General features: G+C 36.7%; 11 protein-coding genes and 1 pseudogene. 11 read left to right on the forward strand and 1 reads right to left on the reverse strand.

Annotated elements, in window-relative coordinates:
* Nucleotides 1–60 precede the first annotated feature (60 nt).
* Entirely contained in the window at nt 61–1,086 is a 1,026-nt protein-coding gene (locus tag OE105_RS13615; RefSeq protein WP_275422209.1) for a DUF1646 family protein, read from the forward strand.
* 407 nt (nt 1,087–1,493) lie between these two features.
* Here the strand turns inward: OE105_RS13615 and OE105_RS13975 are convergent.
* Nucleotides 1,494–2,687, reverse strand: a pseudogene (locus OE105_RS13975) (ISL3 family transposase).
* Nucleotides 2,688–2,949: 262 nt separating this feature from the next.
* On the opposite strand from OE105_RS13975, the gene OE105_RS13630 reads away from it, so the two are divergent.
* The 10 genes from OE105_RS13630 to OE105_RS13675 all read left to right on the forward strand — a co-directional run bounded on the left by OE105_RS13630 (nt 2,950) and on the right by OE105_RS13675 (nt 14,948).
* Nucleotides 2,950–3,918 carry a LacI family DNA-binding transcriptional regulator gene (locus OE105_RS13630; RefSeq protein ID WP_275420674.1) on the forward strand — a complete coding sequence of 323 codons (969 nt, stop codon included), beginning with the start codon at nt 2,950–2,952 and terminating at the stop codon, nt 3,916–3,918.
* A gap of 30 nt (nt 3,919–3,948) precedes the next feature.
* On the forward strand, nt 3,949–4,827 hold the full coding sequence (gene rbsK, locus OE105_RS13635) for a ribokinase (protein ID WP_275420675.1): 879 nt from the start codon (nt 3,949–3,951) through the stop codon (nt 4,825–4,827).
* Nucleotides 4,828–4,853: 26 nt separating this feature from the next.
* Nucleotides 4,854–5,243, forward strand: coding sequence for a D-ribose pyranase (rbsD, locus tag OE105_RS13640; protein WP_275420676.1), 390 nt, complete (start codon nt 4,854–4,856; stop codon nt 5,241–5,243).
* 101 nt (nt 5,244–5,344) lie between these two features.
* Nucleotides 5,345–6,847 (forward strand): sugar ABC transporter ATP-binding protein, encoded by a 1,503-nt coding sequence (locus OE105_RS13645; RefSeq protein ID WP_275420677.1) that lies wholly within the window; start codon nt 5,345–5,347, stop codon nt 6,845–6,847.
* Between the two features lie 4 nt (nt 6,848–6,851).
* The gene (locus tag OE105_RS13650) at nt 6,852–7,784 is read left to right on the forward strand and encodes an ABC transporter permease (protein WP_275420678.1); all 933 of its coding nucleotides are present in this window, start codon (nt 6,852–6,854) and stop codon (nt 7,782–7,784) included.
* 32 nt (nt 7,785–7,816) lie between these two features.
* The gene (gene rbsB, locus OE105_RS13655; protein ID WP_275420679.1) at nt 7,817–8,761 is read left to right on the forward strand and encodes a ribose ABC transporter substrate-binding protein RbsB; all 945 of its coding nucleotides are present in this window, start codon (nt 7,817–7,819) and stop codon (nt 8,759–8,761) included.
* A gap of 749 nt (nt 8,762–9,510) precedes the next feature.
* The gene (locus tag OE105_RS13660) at nt 9,511–12,108 is read left to right on the forward strand and encodes an FtsX-like permease family protein (RefSeq protein WP_275420680.1); all 2,598 of its coding nucleotides are present in this window, start codon (nt 9,511–9,513) and stop codon (nt 12,106–12,108) included.
* Nucleotides 12,109–12,115: 7 nt separating this feature from the next.
* Nucleotides 12,116–12,808: an ABC transporter ATP-binding protein gene (locus tag OE105_RS13665; RefSeq protein ID WP_275420681.1), complete on the forward strand. Its 693-nt coding sequence runs from the start codon at nt 12,116–12,118 to the stop codon at nt 12,806–12,808.
* 326 nt (nt 12,809–13,134) lie between these two features.
* Nucleotides 13,135–13,788, forward strand: coding sequence for a 5-bromo-4-chloroindolyl phosphate hydrolysis family protein (locus OE105_RS13670; protein ID WP_275420682.1), 654 nt, complete (start codon nt 13,135–13,137; stop codon nt 13,786–13,788).
* Nucleotides 13,785–14,948 carry a toxic anion resistance protein gene (locus OE105_RS13675; protein ID WP_275420683.1) on the forward strand — a complete coding sequence of 388 codons (1,164 nt, stop codon included), beginning with the start codon at nt 13,785–13,787 and terminating at the stop codon, nt 14,946–14,948. The genes OE105_RS13670 and OE105_RS13675 overlap by 4 nt, the downstream gene beginning before the upstream one ends.
* Nucleotides 14,949–15,263: the final 315 nt, after the last annotated feature.

Here is a 15,263-nt window from a genome sequence, read left to right on the forward strand (position 1 = left end):
TGTAAAGCATGGATTGGACAAACGTTAGGTAATGTTAAACAAATATAAGGAAGGATTACGATTATGACTGGATTAATAATACTATTATTGCTTGTTTTTTTTCTACCGTTTACGGTAAAAACAGTCGAAAGAAATTTAGAGATATTTATTTTTATTATGGGAGTCACTGCGACTTTAATTAGCGGAACATTTAGTCGCCCGTTATTACTTCAAGCGTTAAAGGATCCAATTAAAATTACTATAGCTGTGGTGATTGCAGGACTGTTTTTTAAAGTATTTAAGGATCAAATTGAAGCGGCAATCCATATGATGCTAAACAAACTTTCTTTTTCAATATTTATTGCTGTAACAATTGTTTTATTAGGATTACTATCTAGTATCATTACAGCGATCATTGCCGCCTTGATTCTCGTTTTAATTATCGATTCATTACCTTTAGATCGAAAGGAAATGGTTCGTTTTGCTGTAATTGGTTGTTTTTCTATTGGATTAGGTGCAGCTTTAACCCCAATAGGTGAACCTCTATCTACTATTACAATCAGTAAGTTGCAAGGGGATTTTTTTCTCTTATTTCGATTAATTGCACTTTATGTGGTCCCTGGGATTATTTTTCTATCTATTTATGCAGCCATTATTATTAAACCTGCCAAAATCATCAAAGTGAGAAGGAATGAGGACAAAGAGAGGTTGGAAGATATATTAGGAAGGGCTATAAAAATCTACTTTTTTGTGATGGGATTGACATTTCTTGGTACAGGATTTGAACCACTAATCGAAGCCTATCTAATTCATCTTAGTCCGTATATTCTATATTGGATCAATATTATTTCTGCAGTGTTGGATAACGCGACTTTAGCCGCAGCAGAAATTAGTCCTTCAATGGAAATAGAATCGATTAAAGCGGTTCTTTTAGGTTTGCTTGTCAGTGGAGGCATGTTATTACCGGGGAATATACCTAATATTATTTCTGCTGGGAAATTATATATTACAAGTCGAGAATGGGCAAGGTTTGGAATTCCCCTTGGTTTTGGTATGTTAATCATTTATTTTTTCACGATTCTTGTGGAGAATGTAATTTTAGGTTAATGAATTAGGTATGTCTTTTTAAATTTTTAAAAATATGGAATGGTATCCCTTATTTTATAAAGTCGCTCCTTAATAATAGATGGATAGGTGACTGGATATAGAACAAAAAGGAACTTGTATACCTTTGTTTTTTTCCTGAGAAGAATCATATTCTAATTTATTCGAATTTAATGATAATGATGGAAAATAAACTGGACATTATGAAATGTTCTTTTTTTTGTCTCTTCACCATATTCTGTGATGTTCACACAATTCCGGAAATAAGTTAGCGAGATTGATACTCAATCTAGAGTAGCTCCTTCGTCAGCTTGCAGACCACTAAGTGGGTAGAATGGAAGCGGTCAAGTGCTTTCCTTGACGGCTTCCATTCTACCGACTACAATGCGGAAAGCTGATGAAGGGCATGGTTAAGCAACCTGATTTTTATAAGTTTTACCTGTACATTCCAAAAACACACGTAGCCGAAATCTTTCAAGGTTTCTGAAGCCAAAAGCACGTCTTTTGACGTTCTTAATCTTATGGTTTGTACCTTCAATCCGGCCATTCGTAAAAGGTGTAAGAAAATATTGTAAAATTTGTGCCTTCCAATTTTCTATCGTCTTAGCAACTTGATGAAATGAAGGAAATGGGCTGCTCCATGCGAGTTGAATCCATTCTTCTAAGAGTGAATCAGCTGTATCATAGTCATTCACTTGGTATATTTCTCTAAAGAGTTCTTTTAGAAAATAGGCATATGACAATTCTGAATGCTCTTTGAGCATCTCGTCTAATTGTTGTTTTTCATTCGCCGTTAACTTTTCAGAACCTTTCAAGAGTTTAAACCGTCCCTTTTTTAGTCCAGGAGTTTTCTTTCTAACTTGGTCAAGTGCATGTGTCACCTTTTGCACCACATGGTATTTATCAATGACGATACAGGCTTCTGGGAATATCGATTTAACAGCTTTATGGAAGGGATCCCACATATCCATAACAACGGTATGAACACATTTATTAGACAGAATCTTCTTAGCAAGTAAGATCTGAGTTAAATGATAACTCCGTTGATGTTCCATACCAAGCACACTTCCCGATTGGGTATCCATAAGAACTGTTTCATATCGGTGACCCTTTCGGACAGCGATCTCATCAAGGCTAAGGATTCATTCATGGTTTTCTAAAACACTTTCAAGAGTTTCTAAATGCTCCTTCTCTTTTTGTTTAGCAACGGAATAAAATATTCTTTCAACGGTTGTATAAGGTATTTTTTCTTTTCTACTCACTTCTTGGATAGTAGAGCCAATACACATTTCGTACAGATATTCTCTGTACCGATTGGTCTGATGCTTATTAGGACTGATAGATTCAAATGTTTGTGAAAATACCTCATTACAGTTGTGACAACGGTATCTATACACTTTGACAAATAAGAAAAGGGGCTTACCTAATACGGACAAGTCACGAACCTTTCTTGTCCGCCAGTCATGAACATGACTAGTAAAAAAACCGCAGTATGAACAGCGTTCTTCTGTAGTATTTTTCTCGACATGTAACAAATTGCAATCTTCAAGAAACACTTGTTTAACAACTTCAAATTCTGGCAAATCTAGTGATACGGAAAACACTTTCGAACCTCCTCTTATGTTAAGTCACGCTAACATTATTGCCAGGAATTCGTGAGTGTTTTCCTTATTTTTTAGGTTAAATCACAAAATGTGGTGATGAATCTTTTTTTTTGATTAAAAATGATTGACAATAAAAAGAAGATGTTTTAATATGAATGTGTAAACGGTTACACATTACTCATCCAATTTATCATCCAATTTTGTTTTCTATATCGGATATGTAACCGGTTACACAAAATAAAAAGAAATGGTTGGGGAATTTATGGCAACAATTCGTGATGTGGCAAAATTAGCAGGGGTTTCTGTCGCTACGGTTTCCCGTGTGTTAAACAATCAAGGATATGTCCATGAAGATACCCGAAAAAAGGTTGAACAAGCTATCCGCCAATTAAATTATAAACCGAATGCGGTGGCAAGAAGCTTATATAAAAAGACATCGAAATCCATTGGTTTGATTATACCAGATATTACGAACCCTTTTTTTCCTCAGTTGGTTCGAGCAGTGGAAGAGACGATGTATGAAGCAGGGTATACGGTTTTGCTATTTAATAGTGATGAAGTATTAAAACGGGAACAACATATTATCGATTTAATGGTTACGAAATATGTGGATGGCATTATTATCGTATCAAATACGATTAAATATGAACATTTAAAAGACCTATCCATTCCAATCGTCGCCCTTGACCGGGTGATTAGCCAAGAAATTCCATCTGTATCCGTCGATAACTACGAAGGGGCTCGAAAGGCTGTTCGTCTATTAATCGGGAAAGGATGCAAGAAAATCGCCCATCTACGTGGTCCGAAAAATGTATTTACTGCTGAGGAGCGGCTTCGTGGTTATATGGATGAAATGAATAGTCAAGGGATGGAGACTTTCGTTTATGCTGGAAATTATGAACTAAACACATCGATGGTTGAAACGATGAAATTACTGACAGAAAATCGTGAAATCGACGGTATTTTTGCAGGGAATGATGTAATGGCTGTAGGTGCGATCAAAGCAATAACGAAATTAGGGATTCATATACCGGATCAATTGAAAATCATTGGATTTGATGGAATTGAATTAGGAACGGTGATTACTCCTGAATTGTCAACATTGAAACAGCCGATCGTTCAACTTGGGAAAAAAAGTAGTGAATTATTGCTCAATTATATAAACGGAAATGAAAAAGTTCTTCGCCATTACGTATATCAAGCGGAACTGATTGAAAGGGATTCAACATAAAATTTTATACCAATATAGGGAGGGACGTCCATGATTACTGTTATTGGAAGTTTGAACATGGATTTAGTTACCACTGTAGACCGCTTTCCTAAACTCGGAGAAACATTGTTAGGGAATACTTTTCAAACAAAATATGGAGGAAAAGGGGCGAATCAAGCAATCGCAGCATCGAGGCTTGGTGGAGAGGTCCAAATGATTGGCTGTGTCGGTGAAGATGCTTTCGGCAGAGATTACCTGTCCCACTTAAAAAGGGAGGGAATTATTGTCGAATATGTGGAACCGGTTACAGATTCTCCGACAGGGACAGCATCGATTTTTATCGTTGAAGGTGATAATTCGATTGTAATCGTCCCGGGAGCAAATTTTCAATTGACCCCACAAAAATTGGAATCGATTGAAGAAACCATTGCATCAAGTGACATGTTGTTATTGCAATTGGAAATACCGATGGAAACGGTGGATCAAGCACTTCAAATCGCCGCCAAACATCACATTCCAACCATTTTGAATCCTGCTCCTTTTCAACCGATTCCGAAAAAATGGTGGGAATGGATCACTTATATAACACCAAATGAGCATGAAGCGGCGGCAATGATGGCCGATGATCATTTCCAAGAGCAATATAAAGAAAAGATGATTATTACAAATGGGAAAAACGGACTTCTTTATTACGAAGAAGGGAATGAAATTCATATACCCGCACCTACTGTGAAAGTGGTCGATACGACAGGTGCAGGGGATACATTTAATGGAGCCCTTGCCTACTTTTTGACGGAAGGGTATAGCAAAAAGGAAGCTTGTCAATTAGCGGTTTACGCTGCAAGTTTATCGGTAACAAAATTGGGAGCCCAAGGTGGGATGCCGACACAAGAACAACTACGTAGTTTTATTGAAAGCGATACCAAATGATATGCATACCTAAGGAGGTTAAACCATTGAAAAAATCCGGTGTATTGAATAGTGAAATCTCGAAAGTTTTAGCGGATTTAGGCCATACAGACACGATTATAATTGCTGACTGTGGACTTCCAATTCCACAAGGTGTAAAAAAAATTGATCTTTCCCTTGAATTGGGAAAACCGTCTTTTATGGAAGTATTAAATATTGTTCGGAAGGATATGGTGATCGAAAAAGTGACCCTCGCTTCAGAAATCACTGAACAAAACAAACCGTTACTGAAAGAATTAACTGAACAATTTTCCGAAATTGAGTTCATTACCCATGAAGTTTTGAAAGAGCAATCGAAAAAAGCCGCAGCCATTATTCGAACTGGAGAGGCTACACCATACGCAAACATCATTTTACATGCAGGCGTCATATTTTAACAAATGTTCACCTTTAAAAGAAATCGAGTATAGTCGGAATATGTTTTTTCGTGTTCCGGCAACCATCTACAAAATTCATTTAGATTGGGGGGATTTTCGGAATGACCAGTTCCTCTATAACACCGATTGTTGAAATGAACAATATCCATAAATCTTTTTTCCACGTCCATGTGTTAAAAGGAGTATCCTTTAACTTATATCCCGGTGAAGTTCATGCCTTAATGGGCGAAAATGGGGCAGGGAAATCAACCTTAATAAAAATTTTGACCGGTATATATCGAAAAGATGAGGGAAGCGTTATTTATAAAGGCAAGGAAGTAGAATTCAAAAATCCGAAGGAAGCCGAACGGGCAGGGATTTCAATTATCCATCAGGAGTTAAATAATATTCCGTATTTATCAATCGCAGAAAACTTTTTCCTTGGGAAAGAAGAAACGATTAAACGGACGCCTCTTATCAAATCTAAGCAGATGATTGAAAAAACGGAAGAAGCGTTAAAAAACTTAGGGATTCATCTCGATCCGAAAAGATTGATGATGGATTGTTCCGTCGGTGAACAGCAAATGGTAGAAATCGCCAGAGCCGTCACACAGAAAAGCGAGGTCATCATTATGGATGAACCGACAGCTGCCCTTACCGATCGGGAAATTGAGTCATTATTTTCCGTGATTGAAGATTTGAAACGAAGGGGAGTAGCCATTGTCTACATCTCCCATCGGATGGAGGAAATATTCCGCATTTGTGATCGAATTACCGTATTGAGGGATGGTCAATCGATCGATACAAAAAACATACAAGAAACAAATTTTGAAGAAATTGTCAAGTTAATGGTCGGTAGGGAGTTAGGAGAAAGATTTCCGAAACGTACGACAACACCAGGTGAAATTCGTTTAAAAGTCCAAAATCTCGATGTAGGCGATCATATTAAAGGTATTCAATTTGATGTCCGAAAAGGAGAAATATTAGGTGTTGCAGGTTTAATGGGAGCGGGACGTACGGAAATTATGGAAGGTTTATTCGGAGCGAAAAAAGGTGCTAAGGGTGTTTTGTATCTCGACGGAAAACAAATTCCAATAAAAAATCCGGAAACGTCTATCAAACATGGGATTGCTTTTGTGACAGAGGATCGGAAAGGAGAAGGCCTCGTATTAGATTTGTCTGTAAGAGAAAACCTAACTTTACCGAACTTTAAAAAGGTGTCTTCCATTGGCTTTATGAAGAAAAAGAAGGAAGAAAAGTTTACTGATGAGATGATTGAAAAACTTCGAATAAAAACTTCGGGTCGAGAACAGGTTGTGAAGAGTTTAAGTGGAGGAAATCAACAGAAAGTCGTTGTAGGGAAATGGCTCGGAATTGAACCGAAAGTATTAATTTTAGATGAACCGACAAGGGGTGTCGATGTCGGGGCGAAAAAGGAAATATACGATATTATGAATGAACTGACGGAACAAGGTGTCTCGATTATTATGATTTCATCAGAACTTCCGGAAATTCTCGGCATGTCTGATCGGATTATGGTTATTCATGAAGGGAAAATTACTGCAATTTTGAATCGGAAAGAAGCGACTCAAGAAAATATAATGGTCGCTGCCACTGGAGGTTGATTTCATGAAAGCAAAAGATTTAATTCAAAAAATGGGTCCTTTATTAGGACTGCTAGTTATTGTTTTCACTTTAACCATTTTAACGCCGAATTTTCTTACCGTAAACAATTTATTAAATGTGTTTCGACAAGTTTCGATTAATGCATTGATTGCTTTCGGGATGACCTTTGTCATTTTGACAGGGGGAATCGATTTGTCCGTTGGATCCATATTAGCACTTTCTTCTGCATTAACAGCAAGTTTTATGGTCGGAGGAATGGATCCAATATTGGCTGTTCTTATCGGTGTTTTATTAGGTGCTTTGATGGGTGGACTGAATGGTTTTGTTATTACGAAAGGAAAGGTTGCACCATTTATCGCAACGCTGGCCACAATGACGATCTTTCGTGGTTTAACCCTCGTTTTAACAGAAGGAAGGCCGATTACTGGATTAAGTGAAGCCTTTTCTTTCCAAATGATTGGAAAAGGATATTTCCTTGGAATTCCATTTCCAGTAATTATCATGACCGTTGTTTTTGTAATTCTCTACATCGTCTTAAAACAAACGACTTTCGGGAGAGGCATTTATGCGATTGGTGGAAATGAAGAAGCTTCCAGATTATCCGGCTTAAAAGTAGATCAAATTAAAAGTGGGGCGTATGTAATTTCCGGAGCAATGGCAGCGCTTGCGGGAATCATATTAACTTCCCGTTTAAATTCTGCTCAACCAACAGCAGGGGCATCCTATGAGTTAGATGCAATCGCAGCTGTCGTTCTTGGTGGTACAAGCTTATCAGGAGGCCGAGGGAAAATCGTCGGAACGCTGATCGGTGCTCTAATCATCGGAGTACTAAATAACGGATTGAATTTATTGAACGTTTCATCTTTTTATCAACAAGTGGTAAAAGGCGGAGTTATTTTATTAGCGGTATTATTAGACCGCAAAAAATCCGCTTAATATATATTATTCAATTAAAGGAGGAATTTACGGTGAAAAAAAAGAATCTAATCAAATTGTTGGCAGGTTTGTTAGTAGTTTTATTGCTTAGTGCATGTTCATTGAATTCTCCGAAAGATGGGGACAATGCGAACGATGAAGGAAATGACTCAGGGGATGCAACGAAAAAAATCGGTTTATCCATTTCCACGTTGAACAATCCGTTTTTCGTCACACTACGTGATGGTGCAGAAGCGAAGGCAAAGGAATTAGATTTGGATATTACAACGGTTGATGCTCAAGATGATTCGGCAAAACAAGTGAGCGATATTGAAGATTTAATTCAACAAGGTGTGGATATTTTACTTATTAACCCGACAGATTCGGCAGCAGTTGTGGCAGCCATTGAGTCAGCGAATAGTGCAGGAATCCCAGTTGTTACAATCGATAGGAGTGCAGACGGAGGAGAAGTTGTAGCTCATATAGCATCTGACAACGCAGCTGGTGGAAAAATGGCCGGTGAGTTGATCGTTGAACAGTTAGGCGGAACTGGGAAAGTTGTAGAATTGGAAGGTATTGCCGGTTCTTCGGCAGCGAGAGAGCGGGGTGCTGGTTTTAACGAGGCGATAAAAGCAGCAGATGGTGTTGAAGTAGTAGCAAGGCAAACAGCGAATTTCAATCGGGCGGAAGGATTAACGGTTATGGAAAATATCATTCAAAGCACACCAGATTTCCAAGCCGTATTTGCCCATAATGACGAAATGGCTTTAGGTGCTTTAGAAGCGATTAACGCGGCAGGTTTGTCTGATGTGATTGTCGTCGGTTTTGATGCTACGGATGATGCGGTAGCCAAGGTTGAAGCAGGAGAAATGTTTGCAACCGTCGCACAAAAACCGTATGTAATTGGTGAAAAGGGTGTAGAAACCGTTCAAAAAATATTGGACGGTGAATCCGTAGATAAATTTATCCCGGTTGATCTTGAATTGGTGACGAAATAATCGAATGCTATTTTATTTTTCATTAGTAAAGAGAACATAAATTGAACAAGCAACAAATTTTTCATAAAGCTGTTTATATTTAAACTAAATGCGTATGGAATCAAGTTTCTGCAAATTTGATTTCATGCGCATTTTTATTCGCTTTTTTACACATGTCTTTTGTCTTTTCTTATATTTATTTCATTTATCCATTTGTATGTGGGTTATGAAAGGTACAATTTTTTAAAAAATGACACAGCAGGAAAATTGAAGTTAGCTATATTTAAATTATCATTCAGTTAAAATTATAAAATTAATTATTAAAAATTTTTGTAATATTACATCAAAACGTATTGAATGTAAAAAAAAAAATGTTACTATAAAGTTACATCTTATTCGTTTCTTAACAGAAATAATCTTAAATTTAATGAAAGAGGCAGATTAGAGATAAAGAGATCGGAGCTTCAATAATATGCACGATTCTAACTTTTGTAATCATCGGAAACTTCAGTAGTTATACCGGACAACAATCTCAAGTCGTCAATGCAGAAACGAAAATTCAACAAAGTTGTGCGAATTGGGAAACTGATCGTGTTGAGAGAAAATGTATTCAAGGGAACATGACCGTTATAACCTACTACCAAATTCGATACTGCCCTAGTAAAGGATTTGAATACCGTACAATTCAAGGAACAATTAATTATTAATTAGTTGTTAGTAATTTTGGGAGTAATATTTTGCTCCCCGTTTCCGTTCATTGAGGTGGTACGATGTATCGTTTAATATTTAAAAATTTTTTATATTATTGGAGATCGACGCTATCCATTCTCCTAATCTTAATCCTTGTTGGATTAACACTGGTATATAGTTTTCAAACAATCGAAAAGATGCGAATCAAATCGACGACTGATTTAACGGACGAATGGCGAACAGGGTATGATTTATTAGTTTCTCCTGCCACACTCGATGATGCGCAATACGTCGAGCCGATTCAGCATGGACTCGAAGCGTCTAAAGTACTTGATAATCATTTCGTTCGACGGAGCGATATGTCCCATTATGGAGGAGGCATATCGATCGAACAATATGAACAGATTCAATCAATAGAAGGGGTTCAAGTAGCCGCACCGTTATCATTTATCGGATATATTGAAAATGAAGGGTTATCCCTAGATTTTAACATAGATGAGTATGGCTTTTATATGCGACAAACATCGGTTCAAGTGTTCGATGGAATTCGTTATCGCGATATTACCTATGAACATAATAAAGATGGATTCATTTATCAATATATCGATGAGAAAACAATGAATAACATCGTAGACATACTTCCCCAAATTGTCGAAGAAGGGGGATGGATTCCTACTTCAGTGGGAATTAATCCGGTACTACGAACCGATGGTAGTGCGTGGTCCTTTGCTGCGATTGATCCCGAACAAGAAGCACAATTACTCAATATGGATAAAGCCATCGTTCAAGGGGAATATTTTTCCTTAGATGAAAATTTAGAAACAAAAAATGGCGTTCCAGTTATTCCACTCATTTTACTCAATCAACCGTATGATGTCATTTTTCACACGACCGTTTATAAAATTGATGTGCCTGAAAATGCAGATTATGAACAGATTATGGATCTTGGAGGCGCTGAATATCTCCGAACGTTACCAAAAGAAAAAAAGGTTGAACTTACCTTTAATCCATACGGTGCAGATTATTTATATGAATTTGGTCATATCCGTTATGAAGATGGACAATTAATCGAATCCGAATCACGCTTTTCATACCAAGATGAATGGGGAATGATTGAATATAGTCCCCTCCAATTTAAATCTGTATCCACTACCCTATCCGATAACATTCCTGTTGTGGAAGCATTGCCTCAAGGGACGCGAGGAGAACAAATCAATTACCGTAATGCAAGAAGTGCCTCATTGAATAAAACATTTGGCTTGGAAGTTATCGGACAATTTGATGCCAAATTATTAACGTATCAATTTACAACGAGTGAATCACCATTGATGCCTGACTTTTATAAACCTGAAAATGTATATATTACCCATGATGTCGAACAACAACCGTATGACGAACCATTTATTTATCAAAACTCACCTTACAAAAATAATTATTATACAGGTGGCATTGATGCGATTACCACACTTCAAGCGGCTGAATACATATTAGGTGAAGAACCGATTTCAATTGTTCGAGTCATCGTCGAAGGTGCAGGCAAGCGGAGCCCTGAAAGTATGGCAAAAGTTGAGAAAGTAGCTGAAGAGATTCGAGAAAAAACAGGTTTACAAGTCGATATTATGTTAGGAGCGGCTGATCGAAAAGTACATGTTTTATTAAATGATTTCGAATCGATTCCTGGATACGGTTATTTGTTAGAAGGTTGGAGTCAAGAAGGTATGTCTTTTGTCATTGAAGAACGAGTGAACACGACGAATATCATTTTATCCTCCTTTATTATCTTAATGGGATTCATTGGTCTATCTTTAGTTTATAAAAATTACACGAACAATCGAAAACGTGATATGCAAATTCAGCACATTTTTGGTTGGACGAAGAAGAAGATCGTGCTACTAATTGTCTTCGAATCTTTAGCACTTTTAATTTTGTTATGTATAAGTTTTATTATAATCGTTTCACTTGGAACGATCGATATGAATTCAGTTTGGTTCATCGTAAGTATTTGGATTGTCGGTTCGATTGCTGTCATCACTTTCCTTTATATTTTGCCAATTATTCGATCATTGAATACCCATTCCTCTCGAATGGAAATCGGCCGTTCGAAACACTTATTTTTGTCTCAAAGGCCAGCAAAAACCCTTTTATCGATTTCCATTCGTCAAATGATGCGTCATCCAACAAGAACGACGACAAAAATGCTCATCGTGATTTGTACATTACTATACGTTACATTCTTTATAACAACGATGGAACATTCATCATCCATTCTTATTTTAACTTTTCTAGGTGAAAGAATTGATACGAGTTTATCTCCGTTTCAATGGATCTTATTCACAGCTGGAATCGTCCTTGCATTATTCAGTTATTTTGCAATCCTACTCAATCAAATGGAAAGTCGTCAAAAAGACATTCAAATTTATCAAGCTTGGGGATGGGAAAGAAAAAAATGGACGATATGGTATCTCTTTGAAGAAGTTCTCATTGTCATTGGAGGAATCATAATTGGAACGTTATTTAGCTACATTTTATTAAAATTGAGTGTGGCAAACGTTACTTGGAATGTGACGCTTGTAAGTATCGTTAATTTATCCATTTTAATCATCACGGTTATTATGAGTCTCATCACGTTAACGATTCGTTCAAGAAACATATCATTACGGGAATTTCATTTAACTTGAAGGAGTGATGATTATTTTACGATTAGAAAATGTAACGAAACTATATCGAACAACTAGTGAACAAATTATCGCTTTAAATCAAATTAATTTGAACGTCAGAAAGGGACAATTCGTTGGAATCCTTGGCCCGTCGGGATCTGGTAAAACAACATTATTACAAATTATGGGGATGTTAGAACAACCGACGGAAGGGAAATTATGGATCGACGGAAAAGATACGTCACAACTTTCTGTTAAGGAAAAAACAACATTACGTCATGAAAAAATAAGTTTTGTTTTTCAACAATATCAGCTTCTTCCTGCGCTAACAGTAATGGAAAATGTATTATTACCCGTTATGACTTTTAAAAAAGACAAAACCCTCATCGAACGGGCTGAATATTTTATCGATCGCGTCGGTTTGTCTCACCGTCGCAATCATCCGCCTGCGAAACTTTCTGGAGGGGAACAACAACGATTAGCGATCGCTCGAGCGTTGATGAATGATCCAGAAATCATTCTAGCCGACGAACCGACAGGTAACCTAGATCAAGAAACGACAACGAAGATTATGGATTATTTTAAAGAAATCCATGAAACGGAAAAGAAAACGATTATAATGGTCACACATAACTTGGAATTAACGGACTATATGGAACAAACTTATTGGATGCGAAGCGGTGCCATTGTAAACGATTTAAAATTAAAAATACCCGAATAAATATCTTAAAGGAAAAGAACTTCCATTAATTGGAAGTTCTTTTAAATATGGGGACAGGAGTTTGAATTTCAGAAAAAGAAGTGGAAATCCTATTGGCATTTGTCCCCTTTCTTTTATACAATTAATATAAAGGCAGTTTATTTAGAGAAAACGTTTATGTTATGCATAAGGTCTTTTGAAACCTTTTTTTTTACCATTCGTAAAATTATAGACGAAAGAGTCTAGTTTCACTTTATGTATTTTCGTCTTCATTTCTTTTTAAAAATAAACGAAATGGTTGAACGAAACATTTCCATTTCATTTCACAAACACTAGGAGTGATACAAATGAATGCTTTTCTCTCCTTTTTGATACGATTCGTGGCAGCTGGATTTACTACCTTTCTAACATGGATTTTTAGCTTTTTCATTTTTGACCGATCTTTTTTTGAATCGTTTTTTTATTCACTGATCGGCGGGACAGCTGTTTTTTTCGGATTGAAATATTATATACGGCACCGTTTTATTAAAATGACTGGATTGACGAGAAGTGAGTATAAATTGGTACAAAGGAATTTAAAGGATGCAAAACAGAAAATTCAGCGGTTGCAAAAGGCGTTATTTAATATTTCTAATATTCGTGATTTTATTAACGCAAAACATAACATTGAAACGATTCGAGTTGTGAAAAAAATTTATTCCGTTACGAAAAAAGAACCTGTTCGTTTTTTCAAAGCGGAGGAATTTTATTATAAACATTTGGATTCAATGGTAGAAATAGCAGAGAAATATTCTTTTTTATCATCCCAACCGGTTAAGACGAAAGAATTAAATCAATCATTACAGGAAACGAGACAAACGTTAACCCAATTGTCAAATGTGATAAAAGAGGATTTGTACAATATGTTGGAGGGAGATTTAGATTCACTGCAGTTTGAACTGGACGTTGCGAGACAGTCTATAAACCAGAAAAAAATAGATGACGGGAGGTTTCAAAAATGAGTGAAACGAACGAAAGATTTTCTACTGATATAGATGATTTGTTAGAAAATCCTTTTGATGATGAAGAATTCCAATTAGCAGAAGTGAAAGATACGAATATTGAACAACGACCAAAAAAATTGATCGATACATTGCCAGAAGCGAGTAAAGAACGTGCCTTTAAAATTGCTGAACAGCTTGATCCAAAAAATCATGAGATTATCACCCTGTTTGGAACGAAGGCCCAATCAAAATTGACGAATTTCTCCCATTCGATGCTCGATCATGTCAAAAATAAAAACATCGGTGATATCGGACATATTTTAAACGAATTAATGAGTAAATTAGAGCAAGTGAATCCAGATGAATTGCAACCGGAAAAACGGGGATTTTTTTCAAAGGTATTTGGTAAAGTCTCCCGCTCAGTGAATGAAATATTAACGAAATATCAAAAGACCGGTGCACAAATTGACCGAATTACGGTTAAACTTGAACATTGTAAAAATACATTGATGTCTGATAATACGTTATTGGATCAACTTTATGAAAAAAATAAGGATTATTTCCGTGCACTCAATATTTATATTGCGGCTGGAGAATTGAAGATTGAGGAGTTACGAACGAAAACAATCCCGCAAATGAAAAAAAAGGCGGAGGAATCCGGGGATCAAATGGCTTACCAAGAAGTAAATGATATGGTTCAATTTACGGAACGATTGGAAAGACGTGTCCATGATTTAAAATTAAGTAGACAAATTACAATTCAAAGTGCTCCACAGATTCGGCTCATTCAAAATACAAACCAACAGCTTATTGAAAAAATTCAATCGTCCATCATGACAGCGATCCCTCTTTGGAAAAACCAAATTGCCATTGCTTTGACACTAATTCGTCAACGAAAAGCCGTTGAAGCCCAAAAACAAGTTTCGCAAACGACGAACGATTTGTTGTTGAAAAATGCAGAGATGTTAAAAGCGAACTCTGTTGAAACGGCGAAGGAAAATGAACGGGGACTTGTCGATATTGAAACGCTGAAGAAAACGCAGGAATATTTAATTTCCACATTGGAGGAAACATTAAAAATTCAAGCGGAAGGAAGGGCAAAACGATATCAAGCTGAACAGGAACTGATGTCGATGGAAAATCAGTTAAAACAAAAATTGCTCGATTTGAAAAATTAATGTGTATATTGATCGAATAACAATAGACTGCATAAAATATACAAAAATGGGACTTCTTAACAACAGGAAGTCTCATTTTTAAGTTCTTTGTCAAAAAGTGTTGGTGAATAATTTCGTGACTTTTTTCAGTAAAATGTAATCGGATCAGGCTTTCCATTCATCCAAAATCGGTTTGAAGTGGTTCATTCCATTGGCGGAGGCGCATTCAGTGGCACGGCTCGGGCCTCCTCGTCACAACGTTTCCGCGGGGTCTCGAGGCGCGTGCTTTTCCTGCAGGAGTCTCCACCAATGGAACTTCAATAATGATGAGACATG

The organism is Fervidibacillus halotolerans (genome assembly GCF_026547205.1).
In the GTDB taxonomy this organism is placed as follows: domain Bacteria; phylum Bacillota; class Bacilli; order Bacillales; family Caldibacillaceae; genus Fervidibacillus; species Fervidibacillus halotolerans.